The sequence below is a fragment of the Limnospira fusiformis SAG 85.79 genome (assembly GCF_012516315.1).
Classification (GTDB): Bacteria; Cyanobacteriota; Cyanobacteriia; order Cyanobacteriales; family Microcoleaceae; genus Limnospira; species Limnospira fusiformis.
Genome location: NZ_CP051185.1, coordinates 5031000 through 5056347, shown reverse-complemented (window position 1 = coordinate 5056347; position 25348 = coordinate 5031000). Strand labels below are relative to the sequence as shown.

At 43.9% G+C, this 25348-nt stretch carries 17 protein-coding genes and 1 pseudogene; 11 read left to right on the top strand and 7 right to left on the bottom strand.

Annotated features, from left to right (window positions below; translation table 11 throughout):
• Window positions 1-310 precede the first annotated feature (310 nt).
• Window positions 311-2185 (bottom strand): caspase family protein, encoded by a 1875-nt coding sequence (locus HFV01_RS23645; protein ID WP_046320291.1) that lies wholly within the window; start codon window positions 2183-2185, stop codon window positions 311-313.
• 553 nt (window positions 2186-2738) lie between these two features.
• Here HFV01_RS23645 and HFV01_RS23640 point away from each other — a divergent pair.
• On the top strand, window positions 2739-3131 hold the full coding sequence (locus HFV01_RS23640; protein ID WP_006621671.1) for a DUF3119 family protein: 393 nt from the start codon (window positions 2739-2741) through the stop codon (window positions 3129-3131).
• Window positions 3132-3197: 66 nt separating this feature from the next.
• Here HFV01_RS23640 and gatB read toward each other — a convergent pair whose 3' ends face one another.
• Window positions 3198-4682, bottom strand: coding sequence for an Asp-tRNA(Asn)/Glu-tRNA(Gln) amidotransferase subunit GatB (gene gatB / locus HFV01_RS23635; RefSeq protein ID WP_006621670.1), 1485 nt, complete (start codon window positions 4680-4682; stop codon window positions 3198-3200).
• Window positions 4683-4916: 234 nt separating this feature from the next.
• On the opposite strand from gatB, the gene HFV01_RS23630 reads away from it, so the two are divergent.
• From HFV01_RS23630 to HFV01_RS23605, 6 genes and pseudogenes are all read left to right on the top strand, one after another.
• On the top strand, window positions 4917-5306 hold the full coding sequence (locus HFV01_RS23630) for a hypothetical protein (protein WP_006667919.1): 390 nt from the start codon (window positions 4917-4919) through the stop codon (window positions 5304-5306).
• 96 nt (window positions 5307-5402) lie between these two features.
• Window positions 5403-5972, top strand: coding sequence for a hypothetical protein (locus HFV01_RS23625; RefSeq protein WP_006621667.1), 570 nt, complete (start codon window positions 5403-5405; stop codon window positions 5970-5972).
• Between the two features lie 55 nt (window positions 5973-6027).
• Window positions 6028-6636 (top strand): annotated as a pseudogene (locus HFV01_RS23620) (IS607 family transposase).
• Window positions 6593-7708 carry an RNA-guided endonuclease InsQ/TnpB family protein gene (locus HFV01_RS23615; RefSeq protein ID WP_318286302.1) on the top strand — a complete coding sequence of 372 codons (1116 nt, stop codon included), beginning with the start codon at window positions 6593-6595 and terminating at the stop codon, window positions 7706-7708. The pseudogene HFV01_RS23620 and the gene HFV01_RS23615 overlap by 44 nt, the downstream one beginning before the upstream one ends.
• On the top strand, window positions 7709-7891 hold the full coding sequence (locus tag HFV01_RS23610) for a hypothetical protein (RefSeq protein WP_006667916.1): 183 nt from the start codon (window positions 7709-7711) through the stop codon (window positions 7889-7891).
• A 112-nt stretch (window positions 7892-8003) separates the two neighbouring features.
• A complete protein-coding gene (locus HFV01_RS23605) occupies window positions 8004-12815 on the top strand; it encodes a WD40 domain-containing protein (protein ID WP_006621662.1) in 4812 nt (1603 codons plus the stop codon).
• Here HFV01_RS23605 and HFV01_RS23600 read toward each other — a convergent pair whose 3' ends face one another.
• Together HFV01_RS23600 and dnaG are read right to left on the bottom strand one after the other, a co-directional pair.
• Window positions 12816-12995, bottom strand: a complete 180-nt coding sequence (locus HFV01_RS23600) for a hypothetical protein (protein ID WP_006621661.1) — start codon at window positions 12993-12995, stop codon at window positions 12816-12818.
• A gap of 153 nt (window positions 12996-13148) precedes the next feature.
• On the bottom strand, window positions 13149-15083 hold the full coding sequence (gene dnaG / locus HFV01_RS23595; RefSeq protein ID WP_006621660.1) for a DNA primase: 1935 nt from the start codon (window positions 15081-15083) through the stop codon (window positions 13149-13151).
• 162 nt (window positions 15084-15245) lie between these two features.
• Here dnaG and HFV01_RS23590 point away from each other — a divergent pair, with 162 nt between their 5' ends.
• Window positions 15246-15830, top strand: coding sequence for a DUF2062 domain-containing protein (locus HFV01_RS23590; RefSeq protein ID WP_006621659.1), 585 nt, complete (start codon window positions 15246-15248; stop codon window positions 15828-15830).
• Here HFV01_RS23590 and HFV01_RS23585 read toward each other — a convergent pair.
• Genes HFV01_RS23585 through HFV01_RS23575 form a run of 3 tightly spaced genes read right to left on the bottom strand, consistent with a single transcriptional unit; the run spans window position 15827 to window position 18782 of the window.
• Window positions 15827-17545: a helicase HerA domain-containing protein gene (locus tag HFV01_RS23585; protein WP_006621658.1), complete on the bottom strand. Its 1719-nt coding sequence runs from the start codon at window positions 17543-17545 to the stop codon at window positions 15827-15829. The two genes, HFV01_RS23590 and HFV01_RS23585, sit on opposite strands and share 4 nt — an antisense overlap.
• Window positions 17546-17603: 58 nt before the next feature.
• The gene (locus HFV01_RS23580) at window positions 17604-18245 is read right to left on the bottom strand and encodes a phosphoribosylanthranilate isomerase (RefSeq protein ID WP_006621657.1); all 642 of its coding nucleotides are present in this window, start codon (window positions 18243-18245) and stop codon (window positions 17604-17606) included.
• Between the two features lie 15 nt (window positions 18246-18260).
• Window positions 18261-18782, bottom strand: a complete 522-nt coding sequence (locus HFV01_RS23575) for a DUF4330 domain-containing protein (RefSeq protein ID WP_006621656.1) — start codon at window positions 18780-18782, stop codon at window positions 18261-18263.
• Window positions 18783-19183: 401 nt separating this feature from the next.
• Here HFV01_RS23575 and HFV01_RS23570 point away from each other — a divergent pair, with 401 nt between their 5' ends.
• The 3 genes from HFV01_RS23570 (at window position 19184) to HFV01_RS23560 (ending at window position 25268) form a co-directional block, all read left to right on the top strand.
• Window positions 19184-23665 (top strand): response regulator, encoded by a 4482-nt coding sequence (locus HFV01_RS23570; RefSeq protein ID WP_193520436.1) that lies wholly within the window; start codon window positions 19184-19186, stop codon window positions 23663-23665.
• A gap of 985 nt (window positions 23666-24650) precedes the next feature.
• Entirely contained in the window at window positions 24651-24842 is a 192-nt protein-coding gene (gene psb35, locus HFV01_RS23565; RefSeq protein WP_006621654.1) for a photosystem II assembly protein Psb35, read from the top strand.
• A 69-nt stretch (window positions 24843-24911) separates the two neighbouring features.
• Window positions 24912-25268: a hypothetical protein gene (locus HFV01_RS23560; RefSeq protein WP_006621653.1), complete on the top strand. Its 357-nt coding sequence runs from the start codon at window positions 24912-24914 to the stop codon at window positions 25266-25268.
• Window positions 25269-25348: the final 80 nt, after the last annotated feature.

Genomic DNA, 25348 nt, shown 5'->3' with positions numbered 1-25348 from the left:
ATTTTCAGGAGAGTGCAAAAAATCAGAATAGGTGAGCATTGGTTTATATGTTAACATTATTTAACAATTTTGTGTCAACTAGCAAATCCCACCTAGGACTATGGAGAAGATGCAATTATCCTGAATCGGGTAATTAAGTCGATAGGTTCAGTAAAGCTGCTATTTCTGAGTTTTCGGGAATAGTTATCTGAAATTTGGCTCAGAATTGGATAATGAATGATTAATGGTATGTTCCCATCTATAAAATAAGGCAGACAAGTGTTGTCTGCCCTCTCACCAGAGACATATTTTAGCTTGGGGGATTAACGGATCAATTCTGTGTCTGGTTTCGATTTGGTGTTCTGGCTCGCCATTGAGCGATCGCCTGTTGAGCCGCCGTATATGGTGGGGTTCCCTCTGGAATTAAAACGGCTGCCGAAATAGCGGACTCAAATTGATTATTTTGAGCGCGAGACTGAGCGAGTTTCCAAATTTCACCACTCCAGCGAGCGATCGCTTCCGTGGCTTGGTCATAACCCAATTCTTCCGGACCAATGGTAGAGACAGCAGCGATCGCATTACTATAGGTCGAAGCCTGTCCCGGCCGAATTTGAGAGCGAGCCGCCTCAATTTTAGCTTGATTCTCGCGCAGTTGTGTGAGAGGCTGTTGCCAATTTTGAATTTGCAATTGCGCCTGTTCATAAATAGGGCGTTTAGTTTCGGGGACTAAAGATGCTGCGGCGATCGCTTCCGACCAATTCCCCATAGCCGCCCGTCCTTCTGCGATATCGAGAATCATTTGACTCCAGCGTTCAATAGCTAATTGTGCTTCAGGATAAAGTGGGTCATTATTCGGAATTTGATTAGCTTGGACGATCGCCTGACTCAAACGAGAAGCGGAGGTATTTTGAACTATCATTCTAGCCTGCTGTAAAAGCTGTTCACCGTTAGCAGGAGTCGGCGCAGGGGTTTCAGGAACATCATCCCCAACTACAGCTTCTGGCGGCGTTAGGGCTTCTGTTTCTGTGGGGTCGGTAGTTTCCGGGGTGGGTGGTTGGGATAACTCCATAGGAGGTAAAGAGGGAGTGGTAGAGGGTTGCGAACCTACGAATAGGGATCGGTTAGTATAGAAAACTCCCAATAACAGTAGTACAGCGATCGCACCACTCCAGATAATAAGCTGTTGAAAGAATGATCTGTCTGACATAATTTCTTCCTGGGGCTGTTCATTGGTCTTTTGGCTGGGGTCTGCTGCTTCTGGGGAAGATTCAGAAGCCGGATCGTGATTTAATGGTTCTGTGGGGTTTTCACTGGGGTCTGGTTGGCTTACCGGGGCGGTTTTGAACGGTGAAGACAGCTTCAGATTAGGTAAAGCTGACGGGTGGCTGCCATTTTGCTTGGGCGCAAAAGTGCTATTGACCGCAGAATTGCTCTGATGGTTTCCCGCCGCCGCCATGGCTTTGGCTGGTTCCGGTTTGAGTCGCAATTGGGCTTGTTCTGCGGTGGCGATCGCAAATACTGGGTTTTGTAAGGGTCGTAAATGTTGATCGGTCAATTCGGGAAGGCGATCGCCTAAAAATGATTTCAAATCAGCCAGAGTCTGACACTTTCCTGATTTCAAGCCTTCTAATAGGGCGGCGGTGAAAAAGCCATGTCGTAAGGAGGAGGTTTCCCGAGATACTTCGTCAGGACGACAAGATAAGATCGTGGGAATCCTAAATTTTTCCGATAAGGCGATCGTCTCCCCTCCAATCTGATCGCCTACCTGTACTCCCTGAGTCCGGTTAATATCCAACAGCAGTAATATATTATCCGTAGGTGCATTGTTTAAATGCTTAAACAGTAGGCTGATCGGGATAGCCGTTTCCTCCAGGTTCTCTGGGCTGCCATCAATAGGTATTAGATAATCTTGCCCTTTATGATGAATGCCATAGCCACTAAAAAAGCAAAATAGGGTATCTTCCGCCTGTAGTTGTTCTCGACAGATACTTTCCATCCAGTCTAACAGGTTTCCCCGGCTTGGATAAGTCGGCATATCCCACGTTTCCGGGGATGTATCCGTGATCAACACACAGCGATCGCTCGCAAAACCAGCATCTTCAGCCCAGAACTGATTGAGAGCTTCTGCATCCCTTTGGGCGTAACTTAGGGGTTGCAGGAATTGATACTGGTTAATCCCAATCGTCACACAAACATAATGTTTCATCTAACTTACCTCAATTTGATAGCTTTAACTTGCTGCTTAGACGCTACAGACGGCACTTAAAGACTTTTGATGGCTCAATACCTGATTCCAAAACCCCATAACCACCAATAATAACTACTGTTGTTCTACCTTGACTGGATCATACGACAATATCCGTCGATCATCCCCCACTCAAAAGTCTATTGTACAAAACTAAATAGTTAAATTTTACTAATATCTTTCGCCAAAGAGTTTTTGATTTTCAATCGACGTTAAGAATTGTTAAATTTTTATTGAGAATCTCTCTCAAATTGTTGACGAGTTTATAGGGGTTGTGCTACTCTAAAAATAATCGCATCCAAGGGCTTACTGTGTCTATTTGTAAAAATAATCGCTGAAACCCCCACTGCGTCGCTGGTATGATTATTTTGTCGCCACAATTTAAAATTCACGATGCACGAGTTTTAGGCGATCGCCAGAGGGCCAAAAAATCACCGCTTGACAAAATCGACATTTTGTGCATATACCTAGAAATTGTCATAGAAAACTCTCAAAAATCAATTATAAAGCACTTATGACCACAACTTCAGAAACCAGCCAACTACCTCCGATAGTCGAACTTCCCCCCAGTTACGTCATTCCCGTGGTGTTGGTACTTAGTTCAATCCCCTTATTTCTGATTCTGAAATGGGTAGCCCTTCCCGTGTCTTTGTTTGGACTATTCCTAGCCATTCAGACAGCCACCATACGCCTACAGTTTACCCCCACAGATTTAGATATATATCGTTCAGGTAAGATGATTCGGCGTTTTCCCTATCGAGAATGGACAAACTGGGAGATTTTCTGGTCGCCTATACCGATTTTATTCTATTTTCGGGAAGTTAATAGTATCCATTTTCTACCCATGCTATTTAACGCCGGAATGCTGCGTTCTTGCTTAGAAGAAAAAATCACGATTAATCGGTAGTTGATTTAGGGGGGGGTGTAGCAACCCTCCCCGTGGGAGGGAGATAGGGCTGCTGACAAGAACTAACTAACCTTCGAGTTTTTGAGAGATTAACTTGTTGGTTAACTGCGGGTCGGCGCGTCCTTGGGTTTTCTTCATCACCTGTCCCACAAAGAAACCTTTTAGCTTAGTTTTACCAGCCTTAAACTTTTCAACTTCCTGGGGATGACTAGCTATAACTTCATCGATAATCGCTTCTAATTCCCCTGTATCGGAAATCTGAATTAAGCCTTTTTTCTCCACCATTTGTTTGGGGGAACCACCCTTAGCCAAAAGTTCCGGCAGAATATCTTTAGCGATTTTACCACTAATGGTATTTTCGCCAATCAGATTAATTAGTTCCGCTAGTTCTGCGGGTTTAAGGGGAATGTCAGTAATTGCCAGTTTTTCATTTTTCAGATATGCCGTAATATCCCCCATTAACCAGTTAGCCGCTTGTTTAGTATCTGCACCTGCTGCGACTGTAGCCTCGAAATATTGCGCCACAGTGCGATCGTCCGTTAAGACACGGGTATCATAGGGAGATAATCCCAAGTCCGTCTCGTAACGGTGTCGTTTTTGGGCGGGAAGTTCTGGTAATTCCGACTCCCATTGTTTCAATTGTTCCGCTGATACTTGAATAGGAGGAAGGTCAGGTTCTGGAAAATAGCGGTAATCACTCGAACCCTCTTTACTTCTCATGCTGATAGTGCGTTGGCTGCCTTCTTCCCAGAGACGGGTTTCTTGAATAAGAGATTGTCCGGCTTCTAGGGCGGCAATTTGGCGTTCTATTTCGTAGTCGATCGCTTTTTGAATGGCACTAAAGGAGTTCATGTTTTTAATTTCAACTTTAGTACCAAATTCTTTTTGACCGACGGGACGCACAGAAATATTGACATCACAACGTAGGGAACCTTCCTGCATATTCCCATCACTAACGCCTAAATAGCGGACAATGCGGCGCAATTCTTGGGCGTACTCAGCCGCCTCTAAACCCGAACGGATATCAGGTTCCGAAACGATTTCGACTAGGGGAATACCTGCCCGGTTAAAGTCTACCATAGAATAGGTAGAACCAGCCAGGCGATCGCTACCTCCATGGACAAGTTTTCCCGCATCTTCTTCCATGTGGAGGCGGGTAATACCTATGCGTTTACGGATAGGATTATTGTTCTCATCAACAATTTCAATTTCCAGCCAGCCATTAGTAGCAATAGGTAGATCGAATTGGGAAATCTGATAATTTTTAGGCAGATCTGGATAAAAATATTGTTTGCGATCGAACTTACTATAGGGCGCAATTTCACAATTGAGGGCGCGCGCCGCCTTGACCGCATACTCTAATACCTTTTGATTTAAAACCGGAAGCACTCCCGGCAGCCCTAGACATATAGGATCAATATTGGTGTTAGGATCAGCACCAAATTCGGTAGAGGAGTTAGAGAAGATTTTAGTTTGGGTACTAAGCTGACAGTGAGTTTCTAAGCCAATGACAGCCTCGTACTCTGTTTTTACTGGTGCTAGAGTAGACATAGGCGCTTTGTGTAGCAATTGAGCAACAATAATTTGATTCTACATTTTATCTGATCTTACAGCTTGTTCACCAATCGCTTAATACATTGCCCTCACCCTAAATCTGGATCCCAGAGAGGGAGAGGGACTTTGAGAGGTGATCAGATGATTTCTGAACAGGCTGTAACTGATACCAGCAATGATATTATCGAAAACGCGATCGCATTTGAGAAAATGCACAACCCACCATAGACAATGAACCAGACCTTGCTCGCACAAGCTAAAAACCGGGCTGCTGTTTTCGAGAAGTTCCTCCAGATAGAACTAGACCAGGAGGCGAATGCCAGCCAATTAGCCTTTTTGGATAGAGGGATTGAGAATTCCCCATATCAAGCCGAACTTTCCAACTATCCAATTTACTTGGAACAGAAACCCATGGATTTTAGCCCCTATCCTAATCGAGGAAAAGTTCCCCAAATCAACACCACCCACCTGAACTTCTTGGACCCCGATATTCTACAGGCCTGCGTTTGTGTAGGTCGGTTTGTTGATGACCAATTGCAAACTATGTGGATGGGAAAAAATGCCCTGGAGAAAGTCCAGTTTGGGAGTACCACCAAAATTATAGCAGGTTTAAATATATGATCCCAGGTAAATACTAAATTTCCCGATGCTCAGATTAAGAACTGGGTATTTCGAGATCCTCAAGGTAAAAAGCCGGATTTTTCCTTTATTGATGCTATGGCTGATGTGGTCAGCTACAGAAGACAAATTGGGACTTATAACGCCTTTTCAGGGATGTTAAAGCGATTTGAGTCCCGTTTTGGTTTAGAACGTTGGCTAATAGAAATCACAGGTAATCAAAACCTAGAATTTCGCGGGGACTACGGGGAGGATGCGTTTATTCAAAATCCGCGATTGGTGGATGCCAAAACCAAAAAGGTGCTATTATCTGCCGTGGATGATACTCCGCGAGGTGATAATCTGTTATCTGCCTATGATCTAACTCGGATAATTTCTATGGTAAGATGGCATTATCATCTTACCCCATCGGCTCGACTGCCGGGGGTGACTTGGGAAACCCTTAAATATGTGATTCCAGCTTTGGGTCAGGATACGGCTAGATTTGTAGATGTTGCCTTAGATGCTTTAGGATTGACCGACATGATTTATGCTCCGGTAATCCTATCGAAGTTGGGACATGGCCCTAGTCAACTTCGCAACAGCATTGAAACCACATTAGTGGCTTTTGTGCAGTTTATAGATCGGCTTCCTAGCCAGACTGGAGAGCATGATTTAATCTCAAATTAGGTTAATATTTTAGGGCAATAGGGTCTAATAAGCGAGAAGAGTTGAGGATAAACCTATTGCCAGATATGTCAAACCCAAGGAAGCGGCCCAAATCCTTGGAGTCCATGAAAGAACACTCCGCAGATGGGACGAAAATGGCTCAATCGAGACCATCAGAACCCCCGCTGGGCAACGACGATACAACGTTGAGTGATATACTGCTGCCAAATCAGGCAGTGACAAACGCAAAGTCGTTATCTATGCCAGAGTTAGTAGCCACGCCCAGCAGTCAGACCTCAACCGACAGGTGGCCGCACTGTCCAACCTCTACCCCGAAGCAGAAGTCGTCTCAGAAATCCGAGGCGGGCTCAACTTCAAGGGAAAGAAAATGCTGGCCTTACTGGGACATCATTTGTCAGGAGATGTCCGCATGGTTGTCATTGCCCATAAAGACCGACTGGCAAGGTTTGGATTTGACTTGTTTCGATGGCTCTGTGAGCAAAACAGGTGCTCACTCATGGTTCTCAACCAGACAAGTCTCAGTCCAGAACCAGAAATGGTTGAGGACATCCTCGCCCTCTTCCACTGCTTCAGTTCCCGATTATACGGACGGAGTAAATACAAAACTCAGGTCAAAGAAGATCCGGATTTACCCCAGCCCGGAGCTAAATCAAGTCTGGCGTAAATGGCTGGCTGCTTGTCGGTATTGCTACAACCAAGCAATTGCATTATCTAGGAGTGGTAAACAACTAAGCAAACTGAAATTACGCAACGAAGTGATGCAGAGCGACTTGCCTGCATGGGTCAAAGAAACACCCTGCCATATTCGGCAGAATGCTATCTTTGATGCCTATCTCGCCTTTTCAGCCAGTCCTGGCGCAAGGTTTAGGAGCTGTCGGGCTAGTTCTCAAGCCATCAAGTTTAACGATGCTAATTTCTCTTCAGGGAGTTGGTATCCAAGACTAACGAAAGGATTAATTTTCATGGTTTCCGAACCCATCCCTAAAGCTTGCGGGCAAGGGACTCAGTTGGTGTTTACCAAAGGTCGATGGTTTGCGATTTTCCCTGAACCAGTTGCCGTTACCCCAACTGACGCTACTGGCGTGATTGCATTAGACCCGGGCGTCCGAACTTTCATAACTGGGTTTGATGGTTCACGATTTCTGGAATTGGGCTCCGGAGATATAGGACGCATCACTCGGTTATGTCAACATTTGGATGATTTGATGAGCCGAATCGCCAAGGAACCCTGTCGTTCAAGGAGGCGACGGATGAGGCAAGCGGCTCAACGAATGAGAACCAAAATCCGCAATCTAGTGGATGAGGCCCACAAACAAATTGCTCACTACTTGACTCATAACTACAGTATAATTTTTCTGCCGACCTTCGAGACTTCCAACATGGTTGCCAAGGTGAAGCGTCTAATCAAATCCAAGACTGCCCGCGCCATGCTGACATGGGCGCATTATCGATTCAAACTAACCCTGAGACATCAAGGGGAAATAACTGGAACCACAGTTGTAGATGTGACGGAAGAATACACCAGCAAAACCTGTACTCACTGTGGTCATGTGCATTCCCAGCTAGGTGGCTCAAAAGTGTTCCGATGTCCTGAGTGCGGGTTCACTCTACCCAGGGACTGGAACGGTGCTTTTGGAATCTTTCTAAAAGCTTTGCGGGATACCGCCTCTGTTACCTTAACGGGTAATAGTGCTATCGTCGCATTGTCAGGCAATAGCCGGATAAATGTCGCGTAAATGTATCAGGCTAGAGAACCTTCTCGATTACGAAGCATCTCGATGACTTTGCGAGGATCTATTCCCATCGCTAATTTTCAAGATTATAATCAGGAATCAGTCCGGCTAGATGCTCGTATGGCTGCAGAAGTAACTGAGATCCTGCGACGGTTGGTAAGTGAGGAGTTTAATGCGATCGCTTAGGGGAAACTAGGCTAAGATGGTTTTGGCGCTTTTCCCCGGCTAAATAGCTTGATGTGCGATCGCGCCATGCAGAACCTGTGCCAGGTTGACCAAGCAATCATGGAATTTGAAAATGTACGATGGGGAAAAGGCTAACCAAGACGCGATCAGAACCCTAATCCGCAGTATTACTCGCCTCCAGGGTGATTTTTCGCTGATTCTTGCCTGTTGCAATTATCGTTCCGTTCGGGAAACTATTGTGCAACAGTTGCGGGTAGATTGTCCTGTTCCCATTCAAGAATTAGTTTTGGACCCCAAGGCTAAAACTCTCTATACGACCATTTTTGATACCCTACAGGGGGAAATGCCATCAGCTTTGATGGTGTTTGGCTTGGAGTCGGTGAATAATTTGCAGGGGGTACTCAAGGCGACTAATCAAATGCGGGAGGAATTCCGCAATTTTGAGTTTCCGTTGATTTTGTGGGTAAGCGATCAATTGGTGTCGATGATGATTCGCTTAGTCCCAGATTTTCATAGTTTTGCAACTACAATTCACTTCGAGGTTGAAACTGATCATCTCATTGACTTCCTGAAACAGACCAGTAATCAGATTTTAGAACAGTTACTCGATAGTGGCGCAACTATTTTTTTAGATGAGGCTACCCTGGAGTTAGAAAGCGGTTCTCCCCTACGCAATGAACTAGAATCCGCACAACAGGACCTCCAACGGCGGGGAGTAACTCTTGATCAGGATTTAGAAGCTAGTTTAGAGTTGATACTGGGTCGAATTGCTGATCATACTACTCAGGAAGCATTGCAGCATTACCAACGGAGTTTAACATTGTGGCAGCAGACTAACAACCGCTTAGGCTGTGGTCATGTTCTGTTTTATTTGGGTTTCTGGTGGCGTTACTATGGGATGATGAACCGGGGGGAAAAGTGGGAAGCCTGCGCCAAAGCCAAGGATTATTATCGGCAATCTTTACAGGAATTTGAATCGGCTGATCGACCGGATTTGGTGGCAAAGTTTATTAATGCTTTGGGGGAAATATTACACTATTTGGAAAATTGGTCAGAGTTGGATGAAGTGGCTAATTGGGCCTTGGACTTGCATCAAAATCAGTCCCATTCCTTTAGGACAGCGCGCGCCTACCACTTTTTGGCGGAAGTACAATTAGCTAATGGTAACTTTAAAACCGCTAAGTATATTATACAGAAATCTCTGGAAATTATCAACAGTAATTTATCGCAAAATTCCCAGGTTAAGGAGGGGAAGGAGATCCGGAACTATGAATATTTACGAAAGTTGGATTGGGAACGTTCTTATCATTGGGGATGGTATTTGCTGTGTTTCGGGAGATCTCAACAGGGTTTGGGAGAACATGAAGAGGCGATCGCTACTTTTAAACAAGCCAAGAATTTGACCAAACCTTGTTATGATCCAGAACTATATATTAAAATTTTTAAACAGTTACATTACAGCTATTTTAGACAGGGTGAATATCTCGCCGCCTATCAAGTGAAACAGCAACAGCGGGAAATCGAACAACAGTTTAGTTTTCGGCCTTTTATTGGTGCGGGTGCATTACAGCAAAGCCAGTTAATTACTAATCCCAGTTATCCCCAATCTGAAGATAGGACTTTAATTAATTCGGAAATGACCGCCTCGGGAAGATTGCAAGATATTGACCAATTAATGAAGCGGCTGGGGGAAGACAGATATAAATTAACCATAATTTATGGACAGTCAGGAGTCGGGAAAAGTTCTCTATTGCAAGCGGGACTCATTCCCCAACTGAGACATAAAAATACATTGATTCAAGCCAGGCGAGTTCTCCCGATTTATCAAAAAACTTATACTAATTGGGTGGGGGGACTCAGTAATGCGATCGCCAGAGCTTTATCTCAATTAGATAACTCTGAATTAGACTCAGGATTTTTAACTAACCCGACCGAAATTTTAGACCAACTCCAGGTTCTGAATTATCGAAATTTAATGATGATTATTATTTTCGATCAGTTTGAAGAGTTTTTCGTAGCTACCAAGGAACCCCAAAAGCGAGAAGAATTTTATCAATTTTTACGGGAATGTTTGAATATTCCCTATATCAAGACTATTTTTGCACTGCGTCAGGACTATTTACACCACCTACTAGAAGGAAATCGTTTAAAATACTTTGATGCGGTTAACGACAATATTTTAGATAAAAATATTCTCTATTATTTGGGTAATTTCATCCCGGAAGATGCCGCCTCAGTTATCAAAAATTTAACCGCCAAAACTCAATTTATCTTGGAACCGGAATTAATTAAACAACTGGTGCAAGAATTAGCAGGAGAGTCGGGAGAAGTCCGACCCATTGAACTACAAATTGTCGGTTCTCAACTTTACACCAATCAAATCACCACCTTGGAAGAATATCGCCTCCAAGGACCGAAAAGGCGGTTAGTAGAGAGTTATTTAGAGGAAGTAGTGGCAGACTGTGGCGAGGAAAATAAAGACATCGCCGAATTAGTCTTATATTTACTCACAGATGAATATAACAACCGACCCTTAAAAACTCGGTATGCTTTGAATAGAGATTTACAAAGTTTGGCGGATAACCTAAAAATCACGGATCAACTAGATACAGTCTTAAAAATATTCGTGTTATCCGGGTTGGTCTGTTTACTCCCAGAAATTCCAGAGGAACGTTATCAGCTTGTCCATGATTATCTAGTATCTTTTATTCGGGAACAACGGAGTAGTGAATTAGTTTATAAGCTGCAAAATGAGAAACAAAAAAGACAGGAAGCTGAAGCCGAAATCACCGAAATCAATCAAGTTTTGAGGAAAAGGCTGGTTAATACGATTGGATTATGTATAGGGTTGAGTTTATTATCAATAGCCGTATTAATGCTGTGGCACAATACTAAAACCCAGGAAAAACAACTAAAATTAGCCAGGTTTAATTATGAATATTTGGCTTTGTTAAAAGGGGAAACGGATCAACTGAAAGCCTCCCTAACTGCTATGGAAGCAGGTAGAATTCTGCAACGCCAACCCGTTACGGAAATTGAACGCCGCACCGCTAGTTCTCTGTGGGAAGTCAATAATATCTTTAGAGAACGCGATCGCCTATCTGAATCTTTTGGCGGTATTCTCAGCCTCAGTTTTAACCCTACTGGTGATCAAATAGTATCAGGCGATCAAGATGGTACAATCAGGATCTGGAACCAAAATCGAGAATTAATAGGAAGTTGGTTAGCCAATAAACGCAAAATTCGCCGCGTGGTTTTTAGTCCCAATTCCTCCGGTCAAGAATTGATTATAGCTTCAGCGGGGGAAGATGAAAATATCAAACTCTGGCGACCTGATGGAACTTTAATTAATACCCTAATAGGACATACCAGAGATATACAATGGCTGAGTTTTAGTCCAGATGGTCAGCAGTTAGCCTCCGCTAGTGAAGATGGAACTATTCGTCTGTGGAGCCGTGACGGTGACACCATAGCCATATTAACCGGACACGAAGCGGAGGTTTTGTCGGTCAGTTTTAGTCCAGATGAACAGTTGATTGTTTCCTCTGATGAAATGGGGGTAATTAAATTATGGAATCGTCAGGGGGAGTTAATCACCAGTTTTCAGGGTCATGACCAAGCCATTTGGAGTGTTAAATTTAGTCCAGATTCTCAAATTTTGGCTTCTGCTAGTAATGATAATACGGTGAAACTGTGGAACCTCGATGGGACATTATCTCAAACTTTAACAGGTCATGAAAAATCAGTAAATAGCGTTAATTTTAGTCCAAATGGTCGCCTGATTGTGACAGCCAGCACCGATACAACTATCAAACTTTGGAACTATGAGGGAATTTTGGTTTCTACTCTCCGGGGTCATAGAAATACTGTCAATCATGCGGTTTTTGCTCCCGACAGTCAAACGCTAATTTCCGCCAGTGCTGATGGTTCTATCCGTTTTTGGGGACTACAAAACCTCCCCAGAGTCTGGCAATCTCCTAGGGATATTTATAACGCTGTTTTTAGTCCGAATAGTGAGTTAATAGCTTCAGTCTCCAGCAATAATATGGCGATAGTATGGGAGACTAATTCCCTAAATATTAGGCTAATGTTTGATGAACATACGGATACTGTTAATAATATCAGCTTTAGTCCTGATAGTCAACTGATTGCTTCTGCTAGTAATGATAAAACGGTGAAAATTTGGAATACAGAAGGTGATGTTTTAAGGACTATCAACCATGATTTCCCAGTGTGGACGGTGAGTTTTAGTCCTGATGGTCAAAAAATTGCTTCGGTTAGTGATGACCAAATCATTCGGTTATGGGATATCAATGGAGTATTACAAACTACTCTGATTGGACATACGGATAGAATTAATGATATTAGTTTTAATCAACAAGCTCAAATCATGGCTTCTGTGGGTGATAATACTATTAAAATTTGGGATATTAACGGTTCTTTAATTCGCGACCTTTCCCAGGGTAGTCACTTCTCTAAGGTGGCTTTTAGTCCTAATGGAACTCTGCTGGCTGTGGGGACGGGGGATGGGTCGGTGAAATTGTGGGAAACCTCGGACTGGAAACCAATTACAACTACTACCATAGGACGACATAACCGGGTGGTGTTTGATTTGAGTTTTAATTCAACTGGGGAGATACTGGCTTCCGCGAGTCAGGATGGGACGGTGAAACTCTGGGATCGTTCTGGTCAGTTAATCACGACTCTGGAAGTGGGAATTAAACCGGTTTTATCGGTGCATTTTAGTGCTGATGACCAAATGTTGGTGGCTACTGATGCTGACAACCGCATGGTATTTTGGGAGTTGGATTATAGCAATTTTAACCAGGTTGATTATTTACTGGATCAGGCTTGCGATCGCCTTCAAAATTATTTAAATCGTCATAATAATAACCCGGCGATTAATCCTAATATTTGTAATTGATTAGCCTCTGGGGGGTCTGGTTTGCTGAACGCGATCGGCTTCCGCTTCCTCTCTGGAGGCGGCTTCGGCTATCTCTTCTGATAGGTGATCCTCTGTAAATTCGCTGGCTAATACCATGGGAGTCATGGCCAAAATACCTGCGATCGCATAAATAGATAGGATGATAGTTTTAGCTAACATAGTTTAGTACAGGGGTTTACGTTTCCCTATACATCAGCTTTTATCCCTATCAGGATAGCCATAAGTTTATGAGAATTTTCTTAGAATTAATCCGGTTGATCAGACCATTGTTAATTAACTAGGGACAGGCTAGGTCAGTTTTCCCAAACTACATTAAAAAGTCAACTCGGAAAACTTAACCATGCGTAGTTGTTCTAACTCTTTCATACGTTTTTGTTCCGCGTAGAGTTGCTGCTGATAGTATTCGGCTAATTCTAAATTAAGTTTAATATCAGTTTTTTTCCACTTGTCTAAATATTGAAGATAGCGTTTTTCACATAGCACCCATTCTAGGGAAGCTGTAGCGGCGCGAATCCCAATACTAGGACGTTCAATATCATTAATCGTCTTTTCGTTTAAGTAGAATAAATGAGAGACTTCCGAGATTTCCGATGAATGTTCCCGGTCGAAGTTTTGTAGTTGAGAAATCAAATCAATATCTTCTCTGGGTTTCTGTTCCTGTAAACTTAACTCGATTTCCGAAATTTTTATCCACAAAAAACGATGATTGGTTAAACTAAATTCTAAATTTTCTGCCTCCAAAGCCTTAATTATTTCCTGTCGATACTCTGGACAGTGTAGATAAATTCGCAGTAACAAACCTTCGGCTTTTTCTAACAGAGTCCGGTCACGTTGAGCCGAAATAATAAGATCTGATTTCCTGGAATCAGAGGCTTTATTCTGCTGATTTTGTACTAGGGGTTTATTAATCTGTTTTCGCAGACTATCGGCTAACATGGGAATTAACCGTGATTGACCCTGGCTGAGAATTTCCGCGCATGATTGAATGTAAGCAGTCCGTTGGTTTAAATCTTGGACTTTGCGGAGTAATTCCACCATGGCTGTGGCTATTCTCTGTGATTCGGCGACATTTTCGATGCTTTTACCGCCGACAATTTGATGGATTTGCCATTCTAAAAAATAGGGTGATTTTTCCAGTAAATCCTGATAATCATGGCGGGTGTGAATATATAGATATTCATCGGCATCTTTGCCATTGGGAAGGTTTAAAATTCTCAGGTTTACTTCCCCGCGATAGGCGAGAGTTTCAATTTCTCCTATGGCTCTCTCGGTGGCTTTAGTTCCGGCTGCATCTGCATCAAAATTGAGGATAATTTGCTTGGATTCTGTATAGCGTAGCAGCAGACGAATTTGATTAATACTAAGTGCAGTTCCTAGGGATGCTACCACATAATTAATCCCGGCTGCATGGAGAGCGATCGCATCAAAATAACCCTCGACAACTACAGCCATATCTTGTTGGGATATAGCCTTTTTGGCTCGGTCTAAACAAAACAAAGTTCTGCCTTTATCAAATAATTCGGTTTCGGGAGAATTTAGATATTTAGGCTGTTCATCTCCTAAACTTCGACCCCCAAAACCAATCACTCTTCCCTGGATATCATAAATGGGAATAATTAGGCGATCGCGGAAACGATCATAATAACCATTCCCGGCTTTTCGGGGAACAATTAACCCGGCTTTTTCGACTAATTCTACCGGAAAATGTTTTTGTTCTACTAAGTAACCATAAATGGTTTCCCACCCCGCTGGTGCATAACCTAGCTGAAATTCCTGGATAGTTTCCTCTCCCAGACGACGGGAAAATTTCAGATATTCTAAAGCTGCTTCTCCCTGGGGTTGGCGGAGTGCGTGTTGATAAAAACTGGTGGCGATCGCTAAAATTTCGTAGAGTTTTTCCCGCAAGGAAAGGGTCTTTTGGAACTCCTGATGCTGTTCAGGCGATTCCGTTTTTACCGGAACATTATACCGTCGCGCGAGGTCTAAAACTACATCAGCAAAGGAGGATTTATCCAACTCCATTAAAAACTTAATGCCATTTCCCGCCGCACCACAACCAAAGCAGTAGTACATCTGTCGGCTAGGACTCACCGTAAAACTTGGGCTTTTTTCTTCATGGAATGGACACAGACCCACAAAGTCTTTACCACGGCGTTTAAGCACCACTTTTTCCGAGATGATATCATAAATATCTGCTCTGTCTTTAACCTCCTGAATTGTATCGGAATGAATACGGGGACTTGACATATATTTGGGATATTTTATAATCTAAATTAATGTCGCTTTTTGCTCGCAGCTATTATAGCATATTCGGTGTAATTTAGCAAGAGGCAACCCCCGAACCCGCCATAATTCATAGGTTCAGGAATGCACCGAAAAATCAGCAATTGTCAATGATTACATGAAATCATGCCCAAAAATGTGGATAAGTTGTATAATCAAAATTTAAATGGCAGAAATGGCAGCAAGGAGAAATTATCTGTGTATCGATTATCTGAATATCCGCCGCAGAAAGGAAGATGGGTATATTGGTGGCGGTGGTTAAGGTTAGGATATCTGCGGTTAATCAGTCTGCGAGGACAACCAGAATATTTGGCGAGGGGTCTGGCGGCGGGTGTGTTTGCTGGTTTTTTTCCATTTTTTGGGTTTCAAGCAATTATCGGGGTGGCTGTTGCGGTTATTTTACGAGGTCATAAACTCCTAGCGGTGGCGGGAACTTGGGTGAGTAATCCCTTCACCTATGTTCCCCTATTCTTTTTTAACTTGAAATTCGGGATGTGGCTGCTAGGAATTCATCAATTTTCGCTAATGACTGATCATGTCAATCTACAATCAGTTAAAGATTTTAGTGAACTTGTAGAAACTGGGGCAGAATTGGCGGCGGTTTTATTGTTAGGATCGACTGTGATGGGATTGATAGCAGCGATCGCCATTTATACTGTGAGTGTGCCTTTATTCCGATATTGGCAACAAAAGCGATCGCAGCGTCGCTAAAATCCCAGGTCATCTAAAGCGGTCGCGGCGGCTTCAAAAACTACCTCGTCCGGCATTTCTTCCCAAGCTATATCCCCAATTTCGCGGTAAAATGTCTCATCGTATGGTCTAGTGCGAATTACCACAGGCATAGGGACGGCATGACCTAAAACTAAAGCCTGTTGTTTAGAGTCTAGTTTTGCCAAAACCGATCGCAAATTTTGACCACCAGAAACCCCAGTAAAAATCGCATCAATATCTTTATCATCGTTTAATAAAGCGGTGATACGAGTCCCTATTTGAGACATCACCTCCGAGTCAATTCCTGACGGACGTTGATCGACAATTAATAGGGTGACAAAATACTTTCTCATTTCCCTAGCAATAGTGCCAAAAATAGTAGACCTAACTACGGCTGGATCGAGAAATCTATGAGCTTCTTCGATGGTAATAACCAGAGGTTGAGGGCGATCGCTAGGATTTTTAGAAGCCAAAAATGTTTCAGCTTTTCGGACATAGGACTGGTGAATGCGGCGGGTCATCATATTGGTAACCAGCATATAGGATAACATATCCGACTGGGAACCAAACTCAACAATAACGTGCTTTCCAGCGGACAGAGACTGAAGAATGCGATCGATATAATTAAACGGACAACTAGCCCGCATATACTTCAAATTTTCCAGACGCATCAACTTCCGTTGTAGGGACATAATCGACCCTTTATGACCCCGGCGTTCATCGCAAAATATTTGGATTTCTTCATTAGTCATCCCCAACAGTTGGGAAATCCAATCCTGACCAAACTCACTACAGAGAATATTAGCGTTATCTAAAGCAGCTTCCGAGAGATTTAATTCCCGTTGAACTAAGTTTAAATCTTCTACCTCTATCTGATTGTAACTCAAATACAACTCTTGAGCGTCTCGAATTCCTCGGCGGCGGGTAGACTCTGGGTCAAGAGTATAGACTTCTACTTGATTCGGAAAAAGTTGTCGTAATCCCTTAACCGTATTAAATTGTTTACCTTCCGATACAGCCTCCCAACCATATTCAGAGTGCATATCAAAAATCAAGTTAACCGCCGCTTGTTTACGGATAATTCCCGATAATAATAACCGGGTTAAAAAAGATTTTCCGGTTCCCGATTTCCCAAAAACACCGTTACTGCGTTCCACAAACCGATCGAGGTCAAGACAGACGGGAACTGGCATATCAATAGGTTCCCCGATCGCAAAATTACGTCGTTGGGGGTCATCTTCCCAGCCAAAAATCACCCGAAAATCTCGTTCCTTAGCTTCGTAGACCTGAGAGAAGTGGGTGGGGATAGTTTTAACGGGGAGTAGTTCAAACTCTTCGGTGTTGGTGTTAGGTTGAAAAGAGGCGGCACCGTTACCATTTCCGTTAACCTTGAGTTGAATATCATAGCGATCGCAGACATCCCGATTCAGCATTAACATGGGACTAAGTTCAATAGTTCCATAGGTGCTATTTCCGGCTAACACAGCTTGGAGAAAATCATTTTCCGGTAGAGGAGGATTGCTAAGAATACGGGGGCTAGAGGTTCCTAGACAGACATCAGTTAGTAAACAAAAGAAATGCGATCGCATTCCATAGACTACCAAAAACTTACCAACTCTCATGTCCTCGACGGAAACATCGGCGTGTAGTCGCACTTCCAGTCCCTTTGTCAAAGAACCTTGAATCACAGAACCAAGGGGTTGATCAGTAGTCATTAGATACTCATTCCCCGGAGGGGTATAGTTGTTTTTGTCTGTTGATTAATGATACAATCTAATCAGGAGTTATAGCAAATCTTGTGTTCTCAAATAGTTGAGCAACTTTAGCCATATCCTTGTCTCCAGGCGATCGCTCTACTCCACTAGACAAATCTATACCGTCAGGGTGTAGGCAACTGAGAGCATTAATAATGTTATCAGGATTAAGTCCCCCCGCCAAAAACCAGGGTATGGCGGGGCGGAACTCACCCAAAGATTGCCAATCTATGGTGAGACCAGTCCCCCCCAACTGCTGACCATGATAGGCATCTAGCAGCAAAGCATCTACATGGGGAATAAAGCTGTCAGCTAGGCTGAGAGATTGTGGGTTTTTAACCCGGATAGCTTTAATTAACTCGCCATGGGGAAGTTCTTGTCGTAGGCGATCGCAAAATAAGGGGGATTCATCGCCATGAAGTTGTACCCCGGTTAATTTAGCCTGATGGAAAGTTTCCCAAATTTGCTCAAAAGTGGCATTAGCAAAAACCCCAATCCGGTCTACCCTGTCTGGTAGGTGAGAGGTAATCGCCCGAATTTGGTCGGGGCTAATATAGCGAGGGGAAGCCGGAACGCAAATAAACCCCAAAGCAGTCGCCCCCAAAGAGGCGATCGCCTGTCCTTGGTCTAGTCGGGTTATGCCACAAATTTTAATCCGCATGAAATCAACCCACCATTAATCCTGAACCCGAATATCAACCACACTGGCATTAAAATTGTAGGTATTGCCCTCTAGTTCTACCGTATTACCAATGCGAATTTTGACATTACCCAAAACCGGACCCGTATTAGTAACTTGACCCTGGCCCTCCAAAGTGAGCAAAATATTGTTACTGAAAATAAAATCAGCCGTTGGGTCAGGTAATGCCCTCAAACTCCCATCAGGTTGGGTAACTGGGATAGTCCGAGGTAGGAACTCAACCGCTTTAATGTCTACCTGTCCATAGGGTTGGTTACGGATAATCAGATTAGTCTTTTCTCCCGCCTTGAGAAAATCCTGGGGATTACGTCCGCGCATCCCCAAAGCAATCACATCAACTTCCACGGGTTTAGTCGTGACCCCAATTTGAGCCACCGACCCAGAAGTTCCCGGGAAAAAGAAAATTCCGACAATCACCAACAAAATGACAGTCGCAGCGCCGAGGTCGAGAATGCTCACCTTTCCGAATAAGCGACCTTTAGAATCCAAAATAGCCATATAAGCAGATAGTGGGCAGTGTATAACCTTGAGTTTAAGTTATTCCCCAGCATACCATTGACCATCAACGATCCCAACTAGGGATTATTTGGGAATACTAGGCGGTTAAGTTGACAATAGTAGTAGGGGGGAAATCTCTAAGGGAGATGTAGCCTGATCAGTAAGCTGAAATTTATGACCCTCAGATTCCCTGAAAGTAGCCCTAATCCTTATTTTATATAGATTTTGGCTGATGCAAGGGAAAATAGATCAGACATTTACCCCAAATACAATTTATCCTGGAGATAGTAAAGGGGGTTTTACCCCCCCCCAACCACTAAGCCCCCTTGTCATTTTGAGTCAATGATGTTCCATCACTCCCGATCTCACCTTCTCCAATCCCAATCACCAGAAGCTGTCCCATGTTTATTCCCTCCATTTTTCAAGCAATCAACCGCAAACCCCTGACGACCAAGCCAGATACTCTTGTCGAAGATGTCATTTTGCTGATGAGTAGCAACAGGTCAAGCTATGTATTGATTGTAGAAAAACCGGAAAAAGTTGTTAGTTGTGAGAACACCACTCTTCAGGAAGTATATTCTGTATTGGTGGGGATTTTTACAGTCCAGGATATCGTGGAACTTTGCTCAATTAACGATCGCCTCTGTGGGTTTCCCATCTCTCGGATTATGATTCGGTCTGTGATTAGCGCCAAAGAGTCGGACCTGACCGATATCTTTACCCTGTTTGCTTACTTGGAGCAAAACCAGATCCACCATTTACCCATTGTCAATGATCAGGGGGAAGTCACCGGGATGATCTGTCCGGAAAATTTCCTCTGTCTATCTCGGAGCAATAAAAGCCAGAAAAAGCCTCAGTCATTATCCTATTCTACCAATGGTCGTAGTCCCTCGTCCGTCGCTCCTCAGTCCCAACAGACCTTTGTACCAGAAGACGTAATCCAACTGAGTCAAATTGCCAGCAATCAGACATCTAGGCTAGTTCACGCCCCCTCCTCCTCCTCGATTTTCCATATAACTAAGTTAATGTCCAGGTACAGAGTGCCATCTGTAGTTGTCACCGAAACCGTCCCCCCCCCAGAGAACACATCAGCACCCAATTCCGATAAACAGGCGATTAAATTAGTGGGAGTTGTCACCAGCCAAGATATTCTCACCCTGGTAGCTTTAGGGGTGGATTTTTACACAACCCCAGCCCATAGCATCTGTAATAACCCAGCCGTAATTGTGCGATCGCGCATTACCCTAGGAGCCGCCCTAAGAGTTCTGGGGAAATACTATCACCAACTACCCCTAGTAGTGATGGATGAGCGCAACTATCCCATCAGCGTTATGTCCCCTAGCACCATCCTTATGGGTGCATTGCGTCCCCAATCGATGCACGCCGCCCTAGCTAAACTCGCCCAGCAAGTTCAGTCCCGGCCAGAAGTTAAAAATCCGCCGAGGGTTCCGGTCCCGTCTGTCCCCCCACAATGCACCTGGCCCAACGAATTGCAAGAAAGATCCGAGGCGATGACTCAGCTTTATGAAGCAACTATTGGTTCTAACGCCGATTTTGATACCCGTATCACCCGTCTTTTACAAATGGGATGCGATCGCTTTGGTGTGGAAATAGGACTGCTAGGGCGCGTCTGGGGGGGGCGCTATGAAGTGATCGCCACCCGTATTCCTGAAAATTTGACCTTCGGATTTGCCAAAGGCGATACCCTCGCCCTCCATCAAACCTTAGAAGGAGAATCCGCCGGGTCTGATGAGGTAGTAGGTATCGAATCACTCCAGAATTCCCCCTGGAAAGACCACCCAGCCTACGCTGTGCGCCGTTTTGAAGCCTATCTAGGCGTAAAAGTCACCGTCAGTGGTAGAGACTATGGAACCCTCAGTTTCCTGAGTTATCAGCCCCGCTCAAAATTTCGAGCCATTGAAAAGGAAATCCTGAAACTCATGGCTACCTATATTGGTAGTGAAATTGCTCGCGAACAGGCGGCGCAAGCACTTCAGCAACAAAATCAGCATCTAGTATTACTTAAAGAAATTACCCATAAAGTTCGCTCTAAACTGGAAACCCAAGAAGTATTTCAAACTACCGCCAGCCAAATTGGTCGGGTATTTGCTGTTAACCGCTGTTCTATTTATACCTATATTCCCGAACCTTACCCACACCTAACCTGTGTGGCAGAATACCTAGAAACTGGCTATGAGTCTACCCTCAAGCTGGAAATTTCTGTATCTTATAATCCCTATATTGAAGCACTCCTCACCTCTGATAGAGCGATCGCATCTACCGATGTTTTTTCCGAACCTTTACTGGAATCTTCCATTCCCCTCTGTCGTCGCATGGCCTTAAAATCCATGTTAGCCGTTCGCACTTCCTATCAAGACGAACCCAATGGCATTATTATGTTGCATCAATGCCAACAAATGCGCGAGTGGAACCGAGACGAAATCGAATTTCTCGAAGATGTCGCCTCCCAAGTAGGAATTACCATCGCCCAAGCCAAATTACTAGAAGTCGAAGTCAAAAGCCATCGCGCCCTCGAAGCCAAAAATCAAGCCTTAGAAGAAGCCAAACTCGCCGCCGAAATTGCTAGTCGTGCTAAAAGTGAATTTCTGGCAACCATGAGCCACGAAATCCGCACTCCTATGAATGCAGTAATTGGCATGACCGGGTTACTATTAGATATGGAATTAACCCCCGAACAGCGAGATTTTGTCGAAACTATCCGCACCAGTGGCGATGCCCTTTTAACCATTATTAATGATATCCTAGATTTCTCCAAAATTGAATCTGGTAAACTCGAACTAGAAAAGCAACCTTTTAAACTCCGTAACTGTCTCGAAGAGTGTCTAGAATTGCTGTCTGGGCGCGCCGCCGAAAAGGGTTTAGAGTTAGCTTATATCATAGATCCTTCCACTCCTAAAACTATCCTGGGTGATGTCACTCGCCTGCGTCAAGTGTTGGTTAATTTGGTCAGTAATGCTATTAAGTTTACCTCCGAAGGCGAGGTAATTTTAGCAGTGAAAGCTACCCATCCCGATGCTAAAAAAGATGTCAAAAAATCTGATGATTCTGATTTTACTGAAAGTCATTACGTCCTGCAATTTGAAGTCCGAGATACCGGAATTGGCATTCCTCCCGACCGGATAGATCGCCTATTTAAAGCCTTTTCTCAAGTTGACGCTTCCACCACCAGGGAATATGGAGGCACTGGTTTAGGTTTGGCAATTTCTCAGCGGTTGAGTCAATTAATGAATGGGAAAATGTGGGTGGCTAGTTGGGTCAATTTGCTCGATGAATATCACGATGAAACCTCATCTTTGATATCTAGTGTCGCCGGAAATCCTCCCCCCGACTTTGTGCGCCCACAGGTGTTCAGACCTGGCTCTATCTTCTATTTTACCATAGTTTGTAGCGGATTTAATACCCCCGATTTGGGAGAATTTAGTGATGATTTCCTTCATGGTAAGAAAGTGTTAATTGTTGAACATCACGACATTAATCAAAAACTGCTTATCCGTCAGGTTAAATCTTGGGGTATGGTTCCCGTGCGCGTCAAAACTGGCGCTGATGCCTTAAAGGTTTTGCATGATAACCCCGGATTGGATTTAATTATTTTGGGCATCAATTTGCCAGATATGGATGAGGCAACCCTGGCGAGTCGAATTCGCCAATTAGAAAAACAGATGATTGCTGGTAAATACCGCCAAAAACCCTTTAATTTAGTCATGTTTAATTATGCCAGCAATACCGAGGTACTGCGACGACTAGAAGCCCAGGGTGTTAATGTAGCGGGATTGGTTAACAAGCCTCTCAAACAATCTCAGTTTTACAATACCCTGATGCAGATTTTTGCTGATAGCCAGACTATTGAAAAACACTATCATATTAAGAATGCTGAGTCTGGCTATGACCCGGCAATTCCTCAACCTCATGCCAATTTGCGGATTTTATTGGCTGAAGATAATGTCACTAACCAAAAAGTCGCGATTAAACTATTACAACGTTTAGGGTATCGCGCTGATATTGCTGGTAATGGCTTGGAGGTTTTGGATGCCTTAAATCGACAACAGTATGATGTAATTTTGATGGATGTACAAATGCCGGAAATGGATGGCTTGGAGGCTTCTAAACATATCTGTGCGGCTTACTCAGATGGTAGCGATATGGGTCCACGGAAACCTAGAATTATTGCGATGACTGCTAATGCTATGCAAGGCGATCGCGAAATGTGTTTGAATGCAGGCATGGATGATTATATTACTAAACCTGTCCGCCGAGAGGCTTTAGCCGAAGCCTTAGCTAAATGTCATCCGATTTCTCCGACGGTAACTGAAGTTCATGAGATATCTGCTCAAAATGGATATCGGGTTAAATCTACAACCGTCCCTCAACAAAGTACAAATGGGGGTAGTCCCAATGGACAGGTTATGGTTGTTGATGTTACTGAAACTAATGGACATAAAATGCTCAATAATCATACTGTCGAGGAAGAATTAATGACCGATAATAGCCCCATAGATCATCAAGTTTTGGAAAATCTCAGGGAATATGATGATGAAGATGATCCTTTTGTGGATTTGCTAATTGCTACCTATTTACAGGAATCACCCCAACATATTGATGGTATGCGTAAAGCTATTGATGCCCAAGATGCTAAAGGTTTAAAAGAGTCCGCCCATACGTTAAAATCTAGTAGCGCACAATTGGGAGCCTTGAGATTTTCTGAGTTTTGCAAGGAACTTGAATATATGGGACGTGCGGGGATGGAAAGTGACAGCCCAGAAGTAGAATGTTTTGTTACTGGTAGTGCGGTTGAACGCTTTGCTGAAACTATGGCTGAATGGCAACGGGTGGAAACAGCCCTCCGCAAAGAAATTAACAATTAACAATTAACAATTATAGTAGGGTTTCTCCCGCAGAGGTTAAGAAACCCGGTTTCCCCCGCAGAGGTTAAGAAACCCGGTTTCTCAAAGAAACCGGGTTTCTCGAAGACAGGTTTCCCCCACAGAGGTTAAGAAACCCGGTTTCCCCCGCAGAGGTTAAGAAACCCGGTTTCTCAAAGAAACCGGGTTTCTCGAAGACAGATTTCTCCCGCAGAGGTCAGGACACCCGGTTTCTCCCGCAGAGGTTAAGAAACCCGGTTTCTCAAAGAAACCGGGTTTCTCGAAGACAGGTTTCCCCCACAGAGGTCAGGACACCCGGTTTCTCCCGCAGAGGTTAAGAAACCCGGTTTCTCAAAGAAACCGGGTTTCTCGAAGACAGATTTCTCCCGCAGAGGTCAGGACACCCGGTTTCCCCCGCAGAGGTTAAGAAACCCGGTTTCTCAAAGAAACCGGGTTTCTCGAAGACAGGTTTCTCCCGCAGAGGTTAAGAAACCCGGTTTCCCCCGCAGAGGTTAAGAAACCCGGTTTCTCAAAGAAACCGGGTTTCTCGAAGACAGGTTTCTCCCGCAGAGGTTAAGAAACCCGGTTTCCCCCGCAGAGGTTAAGAAACCCGGTTTCCCCCGCAGAGGTTAAGAAACCCGGTTTCCCCCGCAGAGGTTAAGAAACCCGGTTTCTCAAAGAAACCGGGTTTCTCGAAGACAGATTTCCCCCACAGAGGTTAAGAAACCCGGTTTCTCTCACGGAGGTTAAGAAACCCGGTTTCTCAAAGAAACCTGGTTTCTCGAAGAAAGGTTTCTCCCACAGAGGTCAGGAAACCGGGTTTCTCAGCCGAAACGGTTTGATATCTGACGCACCACCCTAGGAATGATTGGTATTGAACTTTAGGATGATGCAATTGATGATTAATGTACGACTACAGGTAGAAGACTCGATAGAGATGAACCGATAGTATGGGGTTAATGCTGATTTGTGAGGAAAATATCTGTTTATGGATATTAATTTAGTTCTAGGTGAAGTGGCAACAAATGCGCCTCATTTTCCAGTGGCTGCTACTTTATCCTTGGTAGTAGGGTTTATTGCAGCAGCTTCTATTGGTTCTATTGCTTGGTATAACTCTAAGCGTCCTGTCGGTTGGGAGGATAAAGAACGCCCCGACATAGTTCCCAACATTAATAAATAGGGTGATTCATTGACCCAGTAACACAAGATAACTAAGCAATTGTAGCACAAAATTGGAGAAAATTAAATTATGGCAACTCAAAAAAATAATCAAGCCACAGTAGGTGATAACTACGATCGCAACATCATGTCAGCGGAAACAGCCGCCCGCATGGAAAGGGAGGGGGACAACTTTAAAAAGACTCCTGACGCAGCAGAGGGAACCACAGATACTACGGGTGGTTATCGTATGAGTCGAGAAGGGCTATTAGATAATTTTGCGGTTGAACCAGAAATGTACATTGAGGAACCTGGTGATTTACGGGAACAAGAACAAGCTGATAAAGCGAAACGACTCGAAACCCTTAAACAAGTTAATGAAACTGACGAAGAAGGTAAATTAACTATGTCTGAAGATAGCCGAGGTAAGGGAACCGGAATTATATAATTATCCACTACTAGGATAATCAATGATTGATTAGGTATTTACGGGGTGCGTCATCACCAGGACGCACCCTCAAAAACTGG

Excerpts from the sequence above, each read along its gene's own strand:
- HFV01_RS23560 (WP_006621653.1), top strand. The coding sequence starts at position 24,912 with ATGGCAACTCAAAAAAATAATCAAGCCACAGTAGGTGATAACTACGAT.
- dnaG (WP_006621660.1), bottom strand. The coding sequence starts at position 15,083 with ATGTCAAGTCCCCGTATTCATTCCGATACAATTCAGGAGGTTAAAGAC.
- HFV01_RS23610 (WP_006667916.1), top strand. The coding sequence starts at position 7,709 with ATGTATCAGGCTAGAGAACCTTCTCGATTACGAAGCATCTCGATGACT.
- HFV01_RS23625 (WP_006621667.1), top strand. The coding sequence starts at position 5,403 with ATGGCTGATGTGGTCAGCTACAGAAGACAAATTGGGACTTATAACGCC.
- HFV01_RS23590 (WP_006621659.1), top strand. The coding sequence starts at position 15,246 with ATGCCCAAAAATGTGGATAAGTTGTATAATCAAAATTTAAATGGCAGA.
- HFV01_RS23645 (WP_046320291.1), bottom strand. The coding sequence starts at position 2,185 with ATGAAACATTATGTTTGTGTGACGATTGGGATTAACCAGTATCAATTC.
- psb35 (WP_006621654.1), top strand. The coding sequence starts at position 24,651 with ATGGATATTAATTTAGTTCTAGGTGAAGTGGCAACAAATGCGCCTCAT.
- gatB (WP_006621670.1), bottom strand. The coding sequence starts at position 4,682 with ATGTCTACTCTAGCACCAGTAAAAACAGAGTACGAGGCTGTCATTGGC.
- HFV01_RS23575 (WP_006621656.1), bottom strand. The coding sequence starts at position 18,782 with ATGGCTATTTTGGATTCTAAAGGTCGCTTATTCGGAAAGGTGAGCATT.
- HFV01_RS23580 (WP_006621657.1), bottom strand. The coding sequence starts at position 18,245 with ATGCGGATTAAAATTTGTGGCATAACCCGACTAGACCAAGGACAGGCG.
- HFV01_RS23600 (WP_006621661.1), bottom strand. The coding sequence starts at position 12,995 with ATGTTAGCTAAAACTATCATCCTATCTATTTATGCGATCGCAGGTATT.
- HFV01_RS23585 (WP_006621658.1), bottom strand. The coding sequence starts at position 17,545 with ATGACTACTGATCAACCCCTTGGTTCTGTGATTCAAGGTTCTTTGACA.
- HFV01_RS23570 (WP_193520436.1), top strand. The coding sequence starts at position 19,184 with ATGTTTATTCCCTCCATTTTTCAAGCAATCAACCGCAAACCCCTGACG.
- HFV01_RS23630 (WP_006667919.1), top strand. The coding sequence starts at position 4,917 with ATGAACCAGACCTTGCTCGCACAAGCTAAAAACCGGGCTGCTGTTTTC.
- HFV01_RS23640 (WP_006621671.1), top strand. The coding sequence starts at position 2,739 with ATGACCACAACTTCAGAAACCAGCCAACTACCTCCGATAGTCGAACTT.
- HFV01_RS23605 (WP_006621662.1), top strand. The coding sequence starts at position 8,004 with ATGTACGATGGGGAAAAGGCTAACCAAGACGCGATCAGAACCCTAATC.